The 16291-nt window shown below is 63.3% G+C and carries 28 protein-coding genes; all 28 read right to left on the minus strand.

The window, feature by feature from the left end; genetic code table 11:
• Positions 1-251 precede the first annotated feature (251 nt).
• The 28 genes from rplQ to tuf all read right to left on the minus strand — a co-directional run bounded on the left by rplQ (position 252) and on the right by tuf (position 16279).
• On the minus strand, positions 252-668 hold the full coding sequence (gene rplQ / locus K359_RS0124785; RefSeq protein ID WP_028335465.1) for a 50S ribosomal protein L17: 417 nt from the start codon (positions 666-668) through the stop codon (positions 252-254).
• Between the two features lie 123 nt (positions 669-791).
• Complete coding sequence (locus K359_RS0124790) at positions 792-1811, minus strand: DNA-directed RNA polymerase subunit alpha (protein ID WP_029081753.1); 1020 nt, start codon at positions 1809-1811, stop codon at positions 792-794.
• A 130-nt stretch (positions 1812-1941) separates the two neighbouring features.
• Positions 1942-2331: a 30S ribosomal protein S11 gene (rpsK, locus tag K359_RS0124795; RefSeq protein WP_006021048.1), complete on the minus strand. Its 390-nt coding sequence runs from the start codon at positions 2329-2331 to the stop codon at positions 1942-1944.
• A gap of 115 nt (positions 2332-2446) precedes the next feature.
• Entirely contained in the window at positions 2447-2815 is a 369-nt protein-coding gene (gene rpsM, locus K359_RS0124800; protein WP_029081754.1) for a 30S ribosomal protein S13, read from the minus strand.
• A 189-nt stretch (positions 2816-3004) separates the two neighbouring features.
• A complete protein-coding gene (locus K359_RS0124805) occupies positions 3005-3919 on the minus strand; it encodes an adenylate kinase (protein WP_029081755.1) in 915 nt (304 codons plus the stop codon).
• A 71-nt stretch (positions 3920-3990) separates the two neighbouring features.
• Positions 3991-5325, minus strand: a complete 1335-nt coding sequence (gene secY, locus K359_RS0124810) for a preprotein translocase subunit SecY (protein WP_029081756.1) — start codon at positions 5323-5325, stop codon at positions 3991-3993.
• A gap of 145 nt (positions 5326-5470) precedes the next feature.
• Positions 5471-5956 (minus strand): 50S ribosomal protein L15, encoded by a 486-nt coding sequence (gene rplO / locus K359_RS0124815; RefSeq protein ID WP_029081757.1) that lies wholly within the window; start codon positions 5954-5956, stop codon positions 5471-5473.
• Between the two features lie 21 nt (positions 5957-5977).
• Positions 5978-6169, minus strand: a complete 192-nt coding sequence (gene rpmD / locus K359_RS0124820; RefSeq protein WP_029081758.1) for a 50S ribosomal protein L30 — start codon at positions 6167-6169, stop codon at positions 5978-5980.
• Between the two features lie 34 nt (positions 6170-6203).
• Positions 6204-6779, minus strand: a complete 576-nt coding sequence (rpsE, locus tag K359_RS0124825) for a 30S ribosomal protein S5 (RefSeq protein WP_029081759.1) — start codon at positions 6777-6779, stop codon at positions 6204-6206.
• Between the two features lie 57 nt (positions 6780-6836).
• Positions 6837-7196: a 50S ribosomal protein L18 gene (rplR, locus tag K359_RS0124830; protein WP_029081760.1), complete on the minus strand. Its 360-nt coding sequence runs from the start codon at positions 7194-7196 to the stop codon at positions 6837-6839.
• Between the two features lie 11 nt (positions 7197-7207).
• Complete coding sequence (gene rplF / locus K359_RS0124835) at positions 7208-7741, minus strand: 50S ribosomal protein L6 (protein ID WP_016843759.1); 534 nt, start codon at positions 7739-7741, stop codon at positions 7208-7210.
• Positions 7742-7755: 14 nt separating this feature from the next.
• Positions 7756-8154 (minus strand): 30S ribosomal protein S8, encoded by a 399-nt coding sequence (gene rpsH / locus K359_RS0124840; protein WP_029081761.1) that lies wholly within the window; start codon positions 8152-8154, stop codon positions 7756-7758.
• 14 nt (positions 8155-8168) lie between these two features.
• Complete coding sequence (rpsN, locus tag K359_RS0124845) at positions 8169-8474, minus strand: 30S ribosomal protein S14 (RefSeq protein ID WP_029081762.1); 306 nt, start codon at positions 8472-8474, stop codon at positions 8169-8171.
• A 46-nt stretch (positions 8475-8520) separates the two neighbouring features.
• On the minus strand, positions 8521-9081 hold the full coding sequence (gene rplE / locus K359_RS0124850; RefSeq protein WP_035977013.1) for a 50S ribosomal protein L5: 561 nt from the start codon (positions 9079-9081) through the stop codon (positions 8521-8523).
• Positions 9074-9388, minus strand: a complete 315-nt coding sequence (rplX, locus tag K359_RS0124855; protein ID WP_029081764.1) for a 50S ribosomal protein L24 — start codon at positions 9386-9388, stop codon at positions 9074-9076. The genes rplE and rplX overlap by 8 nt, the downstream gene beginning before the upstream one ends.
• The gene (rplN, locus tag K359_RS0124860; protein ID WP_011473865.1) at positions 9388-9756 is read right to left on the minus strand and encodes a 50S ribosomal protein L14; all 369 of its coding nucleotides are present in this window, start codon (positions 9754-9756) and stop codon (positions 9388-9390) included. The genes rplX and rplN overlap by 1 nt, the downstream gene beginning before the upstream one ends.
• Before the next feature lie 75 nt (positions 9757-9831).
• Positions 9832-10080, minus strand: coding sequence for a 30S ribosomal protein S17 (rpsQ, locus tag K359_RS0124865; RefSeq protein ID WP_029081765.1), 249 nt, complete (start codon positions 10078-10080; stop codon positions 9832-9834).
• 9 nt (positions 10081-10089) lie between these two features.
• Entirely contained in the window at positions 10090-10296 is a 207-nt protein-coding gene (gene rpmC / locus K359_RS0124870) for a 50S ribosomal protein L29 (protein ID WP_029081766.1), read from the minus strand.
• 5 nt (positions 10297-10301) lie between these two features.
• A complete protein-coding gene (gene rplP / locus K359_RS0124875; RefSeq protein WP_029081767.1) occupies positions 10302-10715 on the minus strand; it encodes a 50S ribosomal protein L16 in 414 nt (137 codons plus the stop codon).
• A gap of 30 nt (positions 10716-10745) precedes the next feature.
• A complete protein-coding gene (gene rpsC, locus K359_RS0124880; RefSeq protein ID WP_018272135.1) occupies positions 10746-11447 on the minus strand; it encodes a 30S ribosomal protein S3 in 702 nt (233 codons plus the stop codon).
• A 20-nt stretch (positions 11448-11467) separates the two neighbouring features.
• Positions 11468-11854, minus strand: a complete 387-nt coding sequence (gene rplV, locus K359_RS0124885; RefSeq protein ID WP_035977016.1) for a 50S ribosomal protein L22 — start codon at positions 11852-11854, stop codon at positions 11468-11470.
• 10 nt (positions 11855-11864) lie between these two features.
• Positions 11865-12143: a 30S ribosomal protein S19 gene (gene rpsS, locus K359_RS0124890; protein WP_018272137.1), complete on the minus strand. Its 279-nt coding sequence runs from the start codon at positions 12141-12143 to the stop codon at positions 11865-11867.
• A 12-nt stretch (positions 12144-12155) separates the two neighbouring features.
• Positions 12156-12989 (minus strand): 50S ribosomal protein L2, encoded by an 834-nt coding sequence (gene rplB, locus K359_RS0124895; RefSeq protein ID WP_029081769.1) that lies wholly within the window; start codon positions 12987-12989, stop codon positions 12156-12158.
• A 12-nt stretch (positions 12990-13001) separates the two neighbouring features.
• Positions 13002-13301 (minus strand): 50S ribosomal protein L23, encoded by a 300-nt coding sequence (locus K359_RS0124900; RefSeq protein WP_029081770.1) that lies wholly within the window; start codon positions 13299-13301, stop codon positions 13002-13004.
• A complete protein-coding gene (rplD, locus tag K359_RS0124905) occupies positions 13298-13918 on the minus strand; it encodes a 50S ribosomal protein L4 (protein ID WP_029081771.1) in 621 nt (206 codons plus the stop codon). The genes K359_RS0124900 and rplD overlap by 4 nt, the downstream gene beginning before the upstream one ends.
• A 1-nt stretch (position 13919) precedes the next feature.
• Positions 13920-14639 (minus strand): 50S ribosomal protein L3, encoded by a 720-nt coding sequence (gene rplC / locus K359_RS0124910; protein WP_029081772.1) that lies wholly within the window; start codon positions 14637-14639, stop codon positions 13920-13922.
• A 54-nt stretch (positions 14640-14693) separates the two neighbouring features.
• Complete coding sequence (gene rpsJ, locus K359_RS0124915) at positions 14694-15002, minus strand: 30S ribosomal protein S10 (protein ID WP_002712302.1); 309 nt, start codon at positions 15000-15002, stop codon at positions 14694-14696.
• An 86-nt stretch (positions 15003-15088) separates the two neighbouring features.
• Positions 15089-16279 (minus strand): elongation factor Tu, encoded by a 1191-nt coding sequence (gene tuf, locus K359_RS0124920; protein WP_029081773.1) that lies wholly within the window; start codon positions 16277-16279, stop codon positions 15089-15091.
• Positions 16280-16291 lie beyond the last annotated feature (12 nt).

Consider the following 16291-nt stretch of genomic DNA (forward strand, 5'->3'; position numbering starts at 1 on the left):
GCATGATGCACCGCAATTGCATCTCACCGACGCGTGAGGAAGTAGAACACACCTCGTCGTCCTGGCTAAAGCCAGGACCCATTACCCCAGATGCGAATTGTTACGCGATGCTGGGGCCACAGTCTCTCCAACCCCAAATGTCGGTGGTTATGGGTCCTGGCTTTCGCCAGGACGACAAGAGATAGAACGCAGCCACCAACAAAAAACGGCGCCCGAAGGCGCCGTTCTCAAAACCTTGGCTCGAGACTGGCTTACGCCGCCTCGGCTTCCTTGTCCTGGGTCGGACCGGAGTCCTGGCCCTTGGCGTCGACGTCGCGATCGACGAACTCGATCACGGCCATCGCCGCGTTGTCGCCGTAGCGGAAGCCGGCCTTGATGATGCGGGTGTAGCCGCCCTGGCGGTCCTTGTAGCGGGTCGCCAGCGTGTCGAACAGCTTCCTGACCTGGTCGACGTCGCGCAGCTCCGAGATCGCCTGACGGCGCAGGGCCAGCCCGCCCTTCTTGCCGAGGGTGACGAGCTTCTCGACGATCGGCCGCAGCTCCTTGGCCTTCGGCAGCGTGGTGACGATCTGCTCGTGCTTGATCAGCGCGGCCGCCATGTTGGCGAACATCGCACGCCGGTGCTCGGCGGTGCGGTTGAGCTTCCGATGAACCTTGCCGTGACGCATTGACTTCTTCCTTCTTCAATTCTGCCGCGGTGGTTCAGCGACAAGTCTTGCAGGTGGGCATCCTGCGTTCGCCCATTAAAAAATCGTGGCCGGAGGTTTTCCGGCCACGACGGTGAAAATGGATCAGTAGTGGTCCTCGAAGCGCTTGGCGAGCTCGTCGATGTTCTCCGGCGGCCAGCCCGGCACTTCCATGCCGAGATGCAGACCCATCTGGGCCAGCACTTCCTTGATCTCGTTCAGCGACTTGCGGCCGAAGTTCGGGGTGCGGAGCATTTCCGCTTCCGACTTCTGCACGAGGTCCCCGATGTAGACGATGTTGTCGTTCTTCAGGCAGTTTGCCGAACGCACCGACAGCTCGAGCTCGTCGACCTTCTTGAGGAACGCCGGGTTGAACGCGAGATCGGGGATGATCTCCTGCGTGACTTCCTTGCGCGGCTCTTCGAAGTTGACGAACACGTTGAGCTGATCCTGCAAGATGCGCGCAGCGTAGGCCACCGCGTCATCCGGCGTGATCGCGCCGTTGGTCTCGATCGTCATGGTCAGCTTGTCGTAGTCGAGGATCTGGCCCTCACGGGTGTTCTCGACCTTGTAGGAGACCTTGCGGACCGGCGAGAACAGGCTGTCGACCGGGATCAGGCCGATCGGGGCATCCTCGGGACGGTTGCGTTCGGCGGCGACATAGCCCTTGCCGGTCGCGACCGTGAATTCCATGCGGATCTCGGCGCCGTCGTCCAGCGTGCAGATCTGCAGGTCCGGATTGAGCACCACGACGTCGCCGACGGTCTGGATGTCGCCAGCGGTGACGGCGCCCGGGCCCTGCTTCTTGACGACCATGCGCTTCGGGCCTTCGCCCTGCATCTTGATCGCAATGTCCTTGATGTTGAGCACGATGTCGGTGACGTCTTCACGGACACCGGCGATCGAGGAGAACTCGTGCAGCACGCCGTCGATGTGCACCGACTGCACCGCAGCGCCCTGCAGCGAGGACAGCAGGATGCGGCGCAGCGCGTTGCCGAGCGTCTGGCCGAAGCCACGCTCGAGCGGTTCGGCGACGACGGTGGCGAACCGGCTCGCGTCCGAGCCCGGCGTCACCTGCAGCTTGTTCGGTCGAATGAGTTCTTGCCAATTTTTCTGGATCGTCACTTTTTTCACCCTTTGCCAGTCGCAGGGCCAGTCGAATGGCCGAACCTGGCGTTGGAGATCGCGGAACAGTCCGCGCGGTCAATTCCAAAAACCATCGCAGGGCGGCAGACCGCCGCCCGCGACTTACAGATCAAACGCGCCGACGCTTGCGCGGACGGCAGCCGTTGTGCGGGATGGTGGTCACGTCGCGGATCGAGGTGACGGTAAAGCCCGCAGCCTGCAGCGCGCGCAGCGCCGATTCACGGCCCGAACCCGGGCCGGCCACTTCAACCTCCAGCGTGCGCATGCCGTGTTCCTGCGCCTTCTTGGAGACGTCTTCGGCCGCGACCTGCGCGGCGTAGGGGGTCGACTTGCGCGAGCCCTTGAAGCCCATGGTGCCAGCCGACGACCAGGCGATGGTGTTGCCCTGCGCGTCGGTGATGGTGATGGTCGTGTTGTTGAACGACGAATTCACGTGCGCGATGCCGGAGGCGATGTTCTTGCGTTCGCGGCGGCGTACGCGGGTGGCTTCCTTGCCCATTTCAAACCTTTCCTGTGATCTCAAGCGCCGCCGTAGTGCCAGCGGCTACACCTCAAAACGCAAATGGCGAGTAGCGAATTTCAATTCGCTACTCCCCACCTGCAATTCGCAAAGCTTACTTCTTCTTGCCGGCGATTGCCTTGGCCGGCCCCTTGCGCGTGCGCGCATTGGTGTGGGTGCGCTGACCGCGCACCGGCAGACCGCGGCGATGACGCAGGCCGCGATAGCAGCCGAGGTCCATCAGCCGCTTGATGTTGATGCCGACCTCGCGACGGAGGTCGCCCTCGACCAGATAGTCGCGGTCGATGACTTCGCGGATCTGCAGGACCTCCTGGTCGGTCAACTGATTGACGCGACGGTCCACCGGAATCTTGGTCTTCTCCATGATGTCGGCCGCGTTCTTCTGGCCGATGCCATGGATGTACTGAAGCGCGATCAGGACGCGCTTGTTGGTCGGAATGTTGACGCCGGCAATACGGGCCACGGACTTCTCTCCTGTCGCCGATCCATCACGGATACGGGCTGCTCAAGTTCTTGTTCTCTCGGGCTTGTGTCCACAAACGCGAACACGACGCCCTCCCCTCGTGTCCTTCGGGGCCCGGCATCGTCATAAAACTATCCAACTTGGATGCGAGGCTTATTAAAGGATTCATGTCGGTTTCGTCAACCGCTCCTAACGTTTAGCTCGCTTTTTCGTGAGCTTTTTTGCCGCCTTTTTGGCGGCTTTTGCCCCCTTCCGGGCATTCGCGGCACGAGAGGCCTGCTTTGCAGCCTGCCTTGCCGTCTTCTTGGCCGGTTTCTTCGCAGCCTTTTTGGCACCCTTGTTGGTACCTTTGGCCTTGGCGACCGCCTTTGAGGTCCCCTTGGCGGCCTTCCGGGCCGGCTTGGCGGCCGTTTTGGCCGACTTAGTTGCCTTCTTGGCCGGCTTTTTGGTCGTCTTCTTGGCCGTCTTGGTGGCCTTCGAAGCGCTCTTGGCTAGCTCGTCGGCCTTCGATTCGACGGCGCCGATCGCCGCCAGGATCCGGTTGATGTCACGGGTGACGTGCTCGATGGTCATCATGCCGTCGACCGTCAGGAGCTTCCGCCGCTCGGAATAGTAGTGAATCAGCGGTTCCGTCATCGACCGGTACTGCGCCAAGCGCTTGGTCAGCACTTCCGGCGTGTCGTCGAGTCTCACTTCCTCGCCGCGCGCGCGGGTCTCTTCGGCGCGCTTCTCAACACGCGCGAGCAGCGCGCTTTCGTTGACGCGCAGCTCGACAACGGCGTCGAGCTTGAGATGTCTTTTCCTGAGGAGCTCGTCCAGGGCCTCCGCCTGCGGTACGGTGCGCGGGAAGCCGTCCAGGATGAAGCCCTTCTTGGCGTCGGGCTCCTCGATCCGGTCGGCGATGATTCCCACTACAACCTCGTCGGGAACCAGGCCGCCATTGGCCATGATCTCCTTGGCCTGCAAGCCCACCGGCGTGCCTGCGGCAGCCGCGGCGCGCAGCATCTCGCCGGTCGAGAGCTGAACGATGCCGTGCTTGTGCACCAGCCGCTGCGCCTGGGTTCCTTTGCCCGAGCCCGGCGGCCCCAAAAGGATCAATCTCATATCTGTTTCGCCCCCCGGCTAGGTGGGCGAGGTCCGCACACCTGAGTTTTGAGTTTGAAGCCGCGCCGTGATCAGCGGCGACGGCCTCCCCTGAGCTTCGATTTCCTGATCAGCCCTTCATACTGATGAGCGAGCAGATAGCCCTGCACCTGCGACACCGTATCCATCGTCACGCTAACGACGATCAGGAGCGAGGTGCCGCCAAAGTAGAACGGGACCGAGGCGTAGGAAATCAGAATTTCAGGAATCAGGCAGACGATCGCGAGATAGATCGCACCGAGCACCGTGATGCGCGACAGCACGTAGTCGATATATTCGGCGGTGCGCTCGCCGGGACGGATGCCCGGGATGAAGCCGCCATGCTTCTTCAGATTGTCCGCGGTCTCGGTCGGGTTGAACACGATCGCGGTGTAGAAGAACGCGAAGAACACGATCAGCGCGAGATACATGAACAGGAACAGCGGCCGGCCGTGGCTGAGCTGCGTGGTGATCCATTGGAACCACTCCGGGCCCTTGCCGGCGTTGAAGTTCGCAACCGTGGTCGGCAGCAGCAGCAGCGACGAGGCGAAGATCGGCGGAATCACGCCCGAGGTGTTGAGCTTGAGCGGCAGATGCGAGGACTGGCCCTCGAACATCTTGTTGCCGACCTGACGTTTCGGATACTGGATCAGCAGCCGGCGCTGCGCGCGCTCCATGAACACGATGAAGGCGATCACGGCGACCGCCATCACGATGACGATCAGGATCAGGCCGGTCGACATCGCGCCCTGGCGGCCGAGTTCCAGCATGTTGGCGAGCGCCGACGGCAGCTCGGCGACGATGCCGGACAGGATGATCAGCGAAATACCGTTGCCGATGCCGCGCGAGGTGATCTGCTCGCCGAGCCACATCAGGAACATGGTGCCGCCGGTCAGCGTGATCGCGGTCGACAGGCGGAAGAACATGCCGGGGTCGCTGACGACATTGCCGGCGCCTTCGAGGCCGATCGCGATACCGTAGGACTGGAACGCGGCCAGGATCACCGTCAGGTAGCGGGTGTACTGGTTCAGCGTCTTGCGGCCAGCCTCGCCTTCCTTCTTGAGCGCCTCGAGCTGCGGCGACACAGTGGTCAACAGCTGCACGATGATCGATGCCGAAATGTACGGCATGATGTTCAGCGCGAAGATCGCCATGCGGTGGATGCCGCCGCCGGCGAACATGTTGAACATGCCGAGGATGCCGCCGGACTGGCTGCGGAACACCTGCTCCCAGATGTTGGGATCGATGCCCGGCAGCGGGATGTAGGTGCCCAGCCGATAAACAAGCAGCGCACCCAGGGTGAACCAGATGCGCTTCTTCAGCTCGTCGGCTTTCGCCAGCTGTCCGAAATTGAGGTTGGCGGCAAGTTGTTCGGCTGCTGAGACCATTTTCGGCTTTCTCCCGGAGCCCCCTTCGCCGACGCCCCCTTTGGGGAGTCGGCAGACACCGGACATTATCTGGTGCTCGGCCTCGATAAGTCCAATCATTCGATCTGCAGATTGCCCGCGCAGATCGCGGGCAATGACGCAGATGTTACGCCGCCTCGCCTTCTTCCTTGGCGGGGGCCAGGATCTTGACCGAGCCGCCGGCCTTCTCGACCGCGGCAATGGCCGACTTGGAGGCGCCGTGCACCTCGATCGTCAGCTTGGTCTTGATCTCGCCGCGACCGAGCAGCCGCAGGCCGTCCTTGGCGCGGCGCAGCACGCCGGCCCTCACCAGCGATTCGACGTTCACCGTGGCGGACGCGTCCACCAGCTTGTTGTCGATCGCTTCCTGCAGACGGTCGAGATTGATCTCGGCAAAGTCGAGCCGGAAGATGTTGTTGAAGCCGCGCTTCGGCAGACGGCGATGCATCGGCATCTGGCCGCCTTCGAAACCCTTGATGCGGACGCCCGAACGCGCGGTCTGGCCCTTGCCGCCGCGGCCCGAGGTCTTGCCCTTGCCGGAACCGATGCCACGGCCGACACGCATGCGCTTCTTGCGCGAGCCGGCGTTGTCGGCGATATCGCTGAGCTTCATCGCCCTTCTCCTTATCTCTGCTTACTCGCCGACGACGCGGACGAGATGCTGGACTTTGCTGATCATGCCGCGAACTTCAGGGGTGTCCTGAAGCTCGGCGGTGCGGCCGATCTTGTTGAGCTTGAGGCCGATCAGCGTCGAACGCTGCGAGTGATGGCGGCGGATCGCGCTGCCGGTCTGCTCGACCTTGATCGTCTTGCTGGCCTTGGCCATCGTCTTGAACTCCAGAAAGCGCTGGTCGCGCGGGTTATTCCGCCACCGCTTCGGCATCGCCGCCGACGCGGCGCGACTGCAGGGTGGAGACCTTGATGTTGCGGCGGGCCGCCACCGAGCGCGGCGAATCCTGATGCTTCAGCGCGTCGAAGGTTGCGCGAACCATGTTGTAGGGATTCGACGAGCCGATCGACTTCGCCACCACGTCCTGGATGCCGAGCGTCTCGAACACCGCGCGCATCGGGCCGCCGGCGATGATGCCGGTACCGGCCGGAGCGGCACGCAGGTAGACGCGGCCGGCGCCGTGACGGCCGGCGATGTCGTGATGCAGCGTGCGGCCTTCCCGAAGCGCGACGCGCGTCAGATTGCGCTTCGCCGATTCGGTCGCCTTGCGGATCGCCTCCGGCACTTCGCGCGCCTTGCCGTGGCCGAACCCGACCCGGCCCTTCTGATCGCCGATCACGACCAGCGCCGCAAAGCCGAAGCGCTTGCCGCCCTTGACGACCTTCGCCACGCGATTGATGTGGACGAGCTTGTCGACGAACTCGCTGTCGCGCTCTTCGCGATCCCTGCTCCGTTCGCGTCCGCCGCGTTCGCGTTCACCTGCCATGGTGTTTTCCAATCTCTAGGAGGCCCAAGCCTCTTTCCTTGTAATCGTTCGATTCGCTTAGAAGCTCAATCCGCCTTCGCGCGCCGCATCCGCGAGCGCCTTGACGCGCCCGTGATAGATGTAGGCGCCGCGATCGAACACGACTTCCTTGACACCCTTCTGCGCCGCGCGCTCGGCGAGCAGCTTGCCGACCGCCTTCGCCGCATCGATGTCGGCGCCGGTCTTGCCGGCGTCGCGCAGGTTCTTCTCCAGCGACGAGGCGGACGCGAGCGTCTCGCCCTTCTGGTCGTCGATGACCTGGGCGTAGATGTGCTTGGACGAGCGGAACACCGACAGCCGCGGACGGCCGCCTGCCGAGCGGCGAAGCGCAAGGCGCACGCGCTGCTTGCGCCGGGCATTCGTAACCTTGAGTGACATGACCGGCTCCGTTACTTCTTCTTGCCTTCCTTGCGGAAGATGAATTCGTTGGCGTACTTCACGCCCTTACCCTTGTAGGGCTCCGGCGGACGGTAGGCGCGGATCTCAGCGGCGACCTGGCCGACGCGCTGCGGATCGTTGCCGGTGATCGTGATCTCGGTCGGCTTCGGCACCGCGATGGTGATGCCTTCCGGGATCGCGTAGACCACGTCGTGGCTGTAGCCGAGCGCGAGCTGCAGGTTCTTGCCCTGCATCGCCGCGCGGTAGCCGACGCCGGTGATCTCGAGCTTCCTCTCGAAGCCCTTGGTGACGCCCTCGACGAGGTTGGCGACCTGCGCGCGCGCGGTGCCGTACATCGCCTGGGCGCGGTTGGTCTTGACGCGCGGAGCGACCTTGACCTGGCCGTTCTCGAACTTCACCTCGACGTCGTCATGCACCACGAACTGAAGCTGGCCCTTCGGCCCCTTCACCTTGACGGTCTGGCCCTCGACGGTCGCCGTCACACCCGACGGGATCGCCACCGGCCTTTTGCCGATACGTGACATCGTAAAATCCTTCCTCAGAACACCGTGAAGAGAACTTCGCCGCCCACGTTGGCGTCGCGCGCCTCGTGGTCAGCCATGATTCCCTTCGGCGTCGACAACACCGAAATGCCGAGACCGTTGTTCACGCGCGGCAGGTTCTTCACCGAGGCGTAAACGCGGCGGCCCGGCTTCGACACCCGCTCGATCTCGCGGATGACGGGCTCGCCGTCGAAATACTTCAGCTCGATCTCGAGCTCGCTGCGGCCCGAGGCATGCTCGACGCTGGCGTAGCCGCGGATGTAACCCTCGGACTTCAGCACTTCGAGCACGTTGGCGCGCATCTTCGAGCCCGGGGTCGAAACCTTGGACTTGGAGCGCATCTGCGCGTTGCGGATGCGGGTGATGAGATCGCTGATCGGATCGTGCGTAGACATGGTTCCGACCCTCCTTACCAGCTCGACTTCACGAGCCCGGGAACCAGGCCCTTAGAGCCGAGTTCACGCAGCGCGATGCGCGAGAGCTTGTTCTTGCGATAGTTCGAGCGCGGACGCCCGGTCAGCTCGCAGCGGTTGCGGATGCGCGTCGGCGACGAGTTGCGCGGCATCTCGGCGAGCTTCAGCGTCGCCGCGAAGCGCTCTTCCATCGGCTTGGTCTTGTCGGCGATGATCGCCTTCAGCTTCTCACGCTGCGGGGCAGCATTCTTCGCCATCCGCTTGCGCCGGTTATTCTTCTCGATCGAACTCTTCTTTGCCATGCTTGGCTCCTGGGTATCCGCGTTTGAGTGGCTTTGGCTCAGCTACTCACTGCCGGAACGGGAAATTGAAAGCGGCCAACAAGGCACGTGCCTCGTCGTCGGTCTTGGCGGTGGTGCACACCGTGATGTCCATGCCACGCGCTTCCGAGACCTTGTCGAAGTCGATCTCGGGGAAAATGATGTGCTCCTTGATGCCGAGCGAATAATTGCCGCGGCCGTCGAAGCTCTTCGGGTTCAGGCCGCGGAAGTCGCGGACGCGGGGCAGCGCCACGTTCACCAGGCGGTCGATGAACTCGTACATATGGGTCTTGCGCAGCGTGACCTTGCAGCCGATCGGCTGGTTCTCGCGCAGCTTGAAGGTCGCGATCGCGATCCGCGAATAGGTCACGATCGCCTTCTGGCCGGCGATCAAGCTCAATTCGGCAGCGGCGGTCTCGGCCTTCTTGCGGTCGTTGACGGAATCGCCGACGCCCATGTTGAGCACGACCTTGTCGAGGCGCGGCACCTGCATCACGTTGGCATAGCCGAACTTCTCGGTCATCATGCCGCGGATCTTCTTGTCATACTCCGCGCGCAGACGCGGCGTGTAAGCTGCTGTATCAGCCATCGATCTCTGCTCCCGAGCTCTTGGCAACACGAACCTTCTTGCCATCGGCCTGAATCTTGAACCCAATGCGGGTCGGCTTGCCGTCCTTGCCGACATACGCAACGTTGGACAGGTGGATCGGCATCTCCTTGGAGATGATGCCGCCTTCCTGGGTCTGGCTCTGCTTCTGGTGACGCTTCACCATGTTGATGCCGCGCACGAGAGCCTTGTTCTCGTCCGGACGCACCTCGAACACCTCGCCGGTGCGACCCTTGTCGCGGCCGGTGAGCACCATGACCTTGTCGCCCTTGCGGATCTTGGCAGCCATCACAGCACCTCCGGCGCAAGCGAAATGATCTTCATGTGGTTCTTGGCGCGCAGCTCGCGCGGCACCGGCCCGAAGATACGGGTGCCGACCGGCTCGGACTGATTGTTGATCAGCACGGCGGCGTTGCGGTCGAAACGGATGACCGAACCGTCGGCGCGGCGGATGTCCTTGCGGACCCGGACCACGACGGCCTTCATCACGTCGCCCTTCTTCACCTTGCCACGCGGAATGGCTTCCTTGATCGACACAACGATAACGTCGCCCACGGTGGCATAGCGGCGCTTGGAACCTCCAAGAACCTTGATGCACATGACACGGCGTGCGCCTGAATTATCGGCCACGTCGAGGTTGGTCTGCATCTGAATCATTGATGCACCTCGTCCTCTTTCTGCGCTTTAGCGCGCCCAAAATTTTCCTGAATTCCCTCGGCCAGGCCGAAGTGATCAGGCCGTTTTCTTGTGTTCGCCCCGGACCACGGTCCAGCGCTTCAGCTTCGAGATCGGCTTCGATTCCTCGATCCAGACCATGTCGCCCGGCTTGAACTGGTCGTTCTCGTCGTGCGCGTGGTAGTTCTTGGAACGGCGGATCGTCTTCTTGTAGATCGGGTGGGTGAAGCGGCGATCGACGCGCACCACGATGGTCTTGGCTTGCTTGTCGCTGACGACCACGCCCTGCAGAGTACGTTTCGGCATAGGCTTCCCTTACTTCTTCTTCGCGCGCAGCTGCGCGGCGATGGTCTTGATACGAGCGATATCGCGGCGGGCTTCCCGCATCCGCGAGGTGTTCTCCAGCTGCCCGGTGGCGCGCTGGAAACGCAGGTTGAAGCGTTCCTTCTTCAGGTTAAGGACCGCGTCTTCCCGCTGGTCGTCGCTCATCGCGCGAATGTCTTCAACTTTCATATCGGCCATGGCGATTACTCCGCAATGCGCGCAACGAAGCGCGTCTTGATCGGCAGCTTGGCGGCGGCGAGCGACAGCGCCTCCTTGGCGGTCTGCGCCGGCACGCCGTCGATCTCAAACATCACGCGGCCCGGCTTGATCCGGACCACCCACAATTCCGGCGCACCCTTGCCCGAGCCCATGCGGACTTCGGCGGGCTTCTTCGACACCGGCACGTCCGGGAACACGCGGATCCAGACGCGGCCGGCGCGCTTCATGTGACGGGTCAGCGCGCGGCGAGCGGCTTCGATCTGACGGGCGGTGACGCGCTCAGGCTCCATCGCCTTCAGGCCGAACTGGCCGAACGCCAACGTCGCGCCAGAGGTCGCAACGCCGTGGATACGGCCCTTATGCGCCTTCCGGAACTTCGTTTTCTTAGGTTGCATCATGGCTTTAAGCCCTCAAATTCCTGCTTTGCCTCAAGCGGCGTCGCGGCGCGAACGCGGGGTATTGTCGCCCTCGGCCATCTTCTTGTCCTGGGCCATCGGATCGTGCTCGAGGATCTCGCCCTTGAAGATCCAGACCTTGACGCCGCAGGTGCCGAAGGTCGTGAACGCGGTGGCAACGCCGTAGTCGACGTCGGCGCGCAGCGTGTGCAGCGGCACGCGGCCTTCGCGGTACCACTCCATGCGCGCGATTTCGGCGCCGCCGAGACGGCCCGAGCAGTTGATGCGGATGCCCTCGGCGCCGAGACGCATCGCCGACTGCACGGCGCGCTTCATGGCGCGGCGGAACGCAACGCGGCGCTCGAGCTGCTGGGCGATCGATTCAGCGACCAGGGTCGCGTCGAGTTCCGGCTTGCGGATTTCGACGATGTTGATCACGACGTCCGACGAGGTGATGTCGGCAACCTTCTTGCGCAGCTTGTCGATGTCGGCGCCCTTCTTGCCGATCACGACGCCCGGACGGGCCGAGTGGATCGTCACGCGGCACTTCTTGTGCGGACGCTCGATCACGATGCGGGCGACGGCCGCCTGCTTGAGCTCCTTGTGCAGGATCTCGCGGATCTTGACGTCCTCGTGCAGGAGCTTGCCGTATTCCTGCTTGCCGGCGAACCAACGGGAGTCCCAGGTCCGGTTGATGCCGAGACGCAGCCCGATTGGATTGATCTTTTGACCCATCGTCTTCTCCTGCGCCCTTCTTAGACGCTTGCCTCGGCCTCGACCTGACGAACCACGATGGTCAGGTGCGAGAACGGTTTGAACACACGGCCCGAACGGCCACGGCCGCGCGGAGCAAAACGCTTCATCACGATGCCGTTGCCGACATGCGCCTCGGCAACGACGAGAGCGTCGACATCGAGGTCATGATTGTTCTCGGCGTTGGCGATCGCCGATTCCAGGCACTTCTTGACGTCGACCGCGATCCGCTTGCGCGAGAACTGCAGGTCGGCGAGCGCAGCCGCAGCCTTGCGGCCGCGGATCAGTTGCGCCACCAGGTTCAGCTTCTGCGGGCTGACGCGCAGCATGCGGGCGACCGCCTTGGCCTCATTGTCCGCGAGGCTACGTTCGCGCTTTGGTTTGCTCATCGTCTATTCCTCAAGCCTTCTTGGCTTTCTTGTCGCCCGAGTGGCCGTGGAAGGTCCGGGTCGGCGAGAACTCGCCGAACTTGTGACCCACCATTTCCTCGTTGATCGCCACCGGCACATGCTTCTGGCCGTTGTAGACACCGAAGGTCAGGCCGACGAACTGCGGCAGGATGGTGGAGCGGCGGCTCCAGATCTTGATGACGTCGTGACGGCCGGACGCGCGCGCGGCATCTGCCTTCTTGAGCAGAGAACCCTCGACGAACGGGCCTTTCCAGACTGAACGAACCATGTCCGGCGTTCCTTACTTCTTCCGCTTGTGGCGGCTGAGGAGAATGAATTTGTTGGTCGACTTGTTGGTGCGGGTCTTCTTGCCCTTGGTCGGCTTGCCCCACGGAGTAACCGGGTGGCGACCGCCCGAGGTACGACCTTCACCACCGCCGTGCGGATGGTCGATCGGGTTCATGACGACGCCGCGGTTATGCGGACGCCAGCCGAGCCAGCGGGTACGACCGGCCTTGCCGATCGAGATGTTCATGTGATCGGGGTTCGAGACCGCGCCGATCGTGCCGCGGCAACGGCCGTGCACGAGACGCTGCTCGCCCGAGTTCAGGCGGACGATCACGTAGTCCTGGTCGCGGCCGACGATCTGGGCGTAGGTGCCGGCGGAGCGCGCCAGCTGGCCACCCTTGCCGATCTTCAGCTCGATGTTGTGCACGATCGTGCCGACCGGCATGTTGCCGAGCGGCATGACGTTGCCCGGCTTGACGTCGACATAGTTGCCGGCGACGACGGTGTCGCCCGCCGCCAGACGCTGCGGCGCCAGGATGTAGGCCAGCTCACCGTCCTGATACTTGATCAGCGCGATGAACGCGGTGCGGTTCGGATCGTACTCGAGCCGCTCCACGACCGCCGGCATGTCCACCTTGTCGCGGCGGAAGTCGACGGTGCGGTAGGCCTTCTTGTGGCCGCCGCCGCGGAAGCGCACGGTGATGCGGCCGGTGTTGTTGCGGCCGCCATTGCCGAGCTTGCCCTCGGTCAGCGCCTTCACCGGCTTGCCCTTGTAGAGCGCCGAACGATCGACCATGACCAGCTGGCGCTGGCCCGGCGTCGTGGGATTGTAGGTTTTCAATGCCATCGTCGTTGCGCCTTATAGTCCGGTAGTCACGTCGATGCGGTGGCCCTCTTCAAGGGTCACGATCGCGCGCTTGGAGTCCGACTGCGAGCCGAGATTGCCGCGGAACACCTTGGTCTTGCCCTTGCGGACGAGGGTGTTGACGCTCTTCACCTTGACGTCGAACAGCTTCTCGACCGCTTCCTTGATCTGCGGCTTGGTCGCCTTGCCGGCGACCTTGAACAGCACCTTGTTGTGCTCGGAGGCGAGCGTCGCCTTTTCCGTCACGACAGGCGAGATGATGACGTCGTAGTGGCGCGGATCGATGTTCTTCATTTGAAGCGCGCCTCCAGCGCATCAACCGCAGCCTTGGTCAGCACCAGCTTGTGGCGGCGGAGAATGTCGTAGACGTTGATGCCCTGGATCGGCAGCACGTCGATGTTCGGAATGTTGCGGGCCGCGATCGCGAAACCGTTGTTCAGCTCCGCGCCGTCGATGATCAGCGCATTGGTCAGGCCGAGACCCGAGAAGTGCCCGATCAGAGCCTTGGTCTTGGCGGCCTCGAGCTGCGCATTGTCGATCACGATCAGCCCGCCGTCCTTGGCCTTGGCCGACAGCGCATGCTTCAGCGCGAGCGCGCGCACCTTCTTCGGCAGGTCGGTCGCATGGGAGCGAACCACCGGACCGAACGCACGGCCACCGCCGCGGAACTGCGGCACGCGGGCCGAGCCGTGACGGGCGCCGCCGGTGCCCTTCTGCTTGTACATCTTCTTGCCGGTGCGCCAGACGTCGGCGCGGCCCTGGGTCTTGTGCGTGCCGGCCTGACGCTTGTTCAGCTGCCACTGCACGCAGCGCTGAATGATGTCCTTGCGCGGCTCGAGACCGAAGATCTCGTCCGACAGCTGAACCGAGCCAGCTTCCTTGCCTTCAAGGGTGGTGACTTTCAGTTCCATCTCACACGCCCTCCTTCTCGGCCACAGCCTCGGCAGCTTCGCCACCGGCAACCTTGAACTTGCCGGGCTTCGGAGCTTCCTTCGGCAGCGGCTTCTTCACCGCGTCGCGCACCGAGATCCAGCCGCCCTTGGAGCCGGGAACGGCGCCTTCGACGAGGATCAGGCCGCGCTCGACGTCGGTCGAAACCACGCGCAGGTTGAGCGTAGTGATGCGATCGACGCCCATGTGACCAGGCATCTTCTTGTTCTTGAAGGTCTTGCCGGGGTCCTGACGGCCACCGGTCGAACCGATCGAGCGGTGCGACACCGACACACCGTGGGTGGCGCGCAGACCGCCGAAATTCCAGCGCTTCATGCCGCCGGCGAAGCCCTTACCGATCGACGTACCGGTCACGTCGACGAACTGGCCGACCACGAAATGGTCCGCCTGGATTTCCGCGCCGACCGGGATCAGCGCGTCCTCGGACACGCGGAACTCGGCGACCTTGCGCTTCGGCTCGACCTTGGCGACCGCGAACTGGCCGCGTTCGGCCTTCGGCATGTACACCGTCTTGCGGGCACCGGAGCCGAGCTGAAGGGCGACATAGCCGTTCTTCTCGGTCGTGCGGTGGCCCAGCACCTGGCAGTTGCCCAACTTCAGCACGGTCACAGGGATATGCTCGCCGGTCTCCGTAAAGACCCGCGTCATCCCGACCTTCTGTGCGATCACTCCGGAGCGCATCGGCGTGCTTCCTGTCTTTCTGTCCGCAAGCGGCGGACGTAAAAATCCAAAACCTTAGAGCTTGATCTCGACGTCGACACCGGCGGCCAGGTCGAGCTTCATCAGCGCATCGACGGTCTGCGGGGTCGGGTCGACAATGTCGAGGAGGCGCTTGTGGGTGCGCATCTCGAATTGCTCGCGGCTCTTCTTGTCAACGTGCGGCGAACGGTTGACGGTGAACTTCTCGATGCGGGTCGGCAGCGGAATCGGTCCGCGAACCTGCGCACCGGTGCGCTTCGCCGTGTTCACGATCTCACGGGTCGACGTATCGAGGATTCGATGGTCGAACGCCTTGAGACGGATACGAATGTTTTGGCCGTTCATTGCCGTATTCTTTCTTTAGTGAGTGGCGAGTAGCGAACAGCGAATGGATCGATCCACTCGCTACTCGCCATTCCCTATTCGCGTACTTACTCGATGATGGCGGCGACGACGCCGGCGCCGACGGTGCGGCCGCCTTCGCGGATCGCGAAGCGCAGCTTCTCTTCCATCGCGATCGGCACGATCAGGTGCACTTCCATCGCGATGTTGTCGCCCGGCATCACCATCTCGGTGCCTTCCGGCAGATGCACGACACCGGTCACGTCGGTGGTGCGGAAGTAGAACTGCGGCCGGTAGTTGGTGAAGAAGGGGGTGTGACGACCGCCCTCTTCCTTGGTGAGGATGTAGGCCTCAGCCTTGAACTTGGTGTGCGGCTTGACCGAACCGGGCTTGCACAGCACCTGGCCACGCTCGACTTCCTCGCGCTTGGTGCCGCGGAGCAGCGCACCGATGTTGTCGCCGGCCTGGCCCTGATCGAGCAGCTTGCGGAACATTTCGACGCCGGTGACGATGGTCTTCTGGGTGTCGCGGATCCCGACGATCTCGATTTCCTCGCCGACCTTGATGATGCCGCGCTCGACACGGCCGGTGACGACGGTGCCGCGGCCCGAGATCGAGAACACGTCTTCAACCGGCATCAGGAACGGCTGGTCGATCGGGCGCTCCGGCTGCGGGATGTACTCGTCGACACTCTTCATCAGCTCGAGGATGGCATCGTGGCCGAGCGTCTTGTCCTTGTCTTCGAGGGCGGCGAGCGCCGAGCCCTTGATGATCGGGATCTTGTCGCCCGGGAATTCGTACTTCGAGAGCAGCTCGCGGACCTCGAGTTCGACGAGCTCGAGCAGCTCCGGATCGTCGACCATGTCGCACTTGTTGAGGAACACGACGAGCGCGGGCACGCCGACCTGGCGGGCGAGCAGGATGTGCTCGCGGGTCTGCGGCATCGGGCCGTCAGCAGCCGACACGACCAGGATCGCGCCGTCCATCTGGGCGGCACCGGTGATCATGTTCTTGACGTAGTCGGCGTGGCCGGGGCAGTCGACGTGGGCATAGTGACGGTTCTTCGTCTCGTACTCGACGTGAGCGGTCGAGATCGTGATGCCGCGCGCCTTCTCTTCCGGCGCTTTGTCGATCTGGTCGTAGGCGGTGAACGTCGCGCCGCCGGTCTCTGCAAGCACCTTGGTGATCGCTGCGGTCAGCGAGGTCTTGCCATGGTCGACGTGACCGATGGTGCCGATGTTGCAGTGGGGCTTGTTACGCTCGAATTTTGCTTTGGCCATTTGACTCTCCGT

Origin of the sequence: Bradyrhizobium sp. th-b2, from assembly GCF_000426785.1 — a bacterium.
Lineage (GTDB): Bacteria > Pseudomonadota > Alphaproteobacteria > Rhizobiales > Xanthobacteraceae > Bradyrhizobium > Bradyrhizobium septentrionale.

Coding starts and splice junctions, on each gene's coding strand:
- rplQ (WP_028335465.1), bottom strand. CDS start 668: ATGCGTCACGGCAAGGTTCATCGGAAGCTCAACCGCACCGCCGAGCAC.
- rpsK (WP_006021048.1), bottom strand. CDS start 2,331: ATGGGCAAGGAAGCCACCCGCGTACGCCGCCGCGAACGCAAGAACATC.
- K359_RS0124805 (WP_029081755.1), bottom strand. CDS start 3,919: ATGAGATTGATCCTTTTGGGGCCGCCGGGCTCGGGCAAAGGAACCCAG.
- secY (WP_029081756.1), bottom strand. CDS start 5,325: ATGGTCTCAGCAGCCGAACAACTTGCCGCCAACCTCAATTTCGGACAG.
- rplO (WP_029081757.1), bottom strand. CDS start 5,956: ATGAAGCTCAGCGATATCGCCGACAACGCCGGCTCGCGCAAGAAGCGC.
- rpmD (WP_029081758.1), bottom strand. CDS start 6,169: ATGGCCAAGGCCAGCAAGACGATCAAGGTCGAGCAGACCGGCAGCGCG.
- rpsE (WP_029081759.1), bottom strand. CDS start 6,779: ATGGCAGGTGAACGCGAACGCGGCGGACGCGAACGGAGCAGGGATCGC.
- rplR (WP_029081760.1), bottom strand. CDS start 7,196: ATGTCACTCAAGGTTACGAATGCCCGGCGCAAGCAGCGCGTGCGCCTT.
- rplF (WP_016843759.1), bottom strand. CDS start 7,741: ATGTCACGTATCGGCAAAAGGCCGGTGGCGATCCCGTCGGGTGTGACG.
- rpsH (WP_029081761.1), bottom strand. CDS start 8,154: ATGTCTACGCACGATCCGATCAGCGATCTCATCACCCGCATCCGCAAC.
- rpsN (WP_029081762.1), bottom strand. CDS start 8,474: ATGGCAAAGAAGAGTTCGATCGAGAAGAATAACCGGCGCAAGCGGATG.
- rplE (WP_035977013.1), bottom strand. CDS start 9,081: ATGGCTGATACAGCAGCTTACACGCCGCGTCTGCGCGCGGAGTATGAC.
- rplX (WP_029081764.1), bottom strand. CDS start 9,388: ATGGCTGCCAAGATCCGCAAGGGCGACAAGGTCATGGTGCTCACCGGC.
- rplN (WP_011473865.1), bottom strand. CDS start 9,756: ATGATTCAGATGCAGACCAACCTCGACGTGGCCGATAATTCAGGCGCA.
- rpsQ (WP_029081765.1), bottom strand. CDS start 10,080: ATGCCGAAACGTACTCTGCAGGGCGTGGTCGTCAGCGACAAGCAAGCC.
- rpmC (WP_029081766.1), bottom strand. CDS start 10,296: ATGGCCGATATGAAAGTTGAAGACATTCGCGCGATGAGCGACGACCAG.
- rplP (WP_029081767.1), bottom strand. CDS start 10,715: ATGATGCAACCTAAGAAAACGAAGTTCCGGAAGGCGCATAAGGGCCGT.
- rpsC (WP_018272135.1), bottom strand. CDS start 11,447: ATGGGTCAAAAGATCAATCCAATCGGGCTGCGTCTCGGCATCAACCGG.
- rplV (WP_035977016.1), bottom strand. CDS start 11,854: ATGAGCAAACCAAAGCGCGAACGTAGCCTCGCGGACAATGAGGCCAAG.
- rpsS (WP_018272137.1), bottom strand. CDS start 12,143: ATGGTTCGTTCAGTCTGGAAAGGCCCGTTCGTCGAGGGTTCTCTGCTC.
- rplB (WP_029081769.1), bottom strand. CDS start 12,989: ATGGCATTGAAAACCTACAATCCCACGACGCCGGGCCAGCGCCAGCTG.
- K359_RS0124900 (WP_029081770.1), bottom strand. CDS start 13,301: ATGAAGAACATCGATCCGCGCCACTACGACGTCATCATCTCGCCTGTC.
- rplD (WP_029081771.1), bottom strand. CDS start 13,918: ATGGAACTGAAAGTCACCACCCTTGAAGGCAAGGAAGCTGGCTCGGTT.
- rplC (WP_029081772.1), bottom strand. CDS start 14,639: ATGCGCTCCGGAGTGATCGCACAGAAGGTCGGGATGACGCGGGTCTTT.
- rpsJ (WP_002712302.1), bottom strand. CDS start 15,002: ATGAACGGCCAAAACATTCGTATCCGTCTCAAGGCGTTCGACCATCGA.
- tuf (WP_029081773.1), bottom strand. CDS start 16,279: ATGGCCAAAGCAAAATTCGAGCGTAACAAGCCCCACTGCAACATCGGC.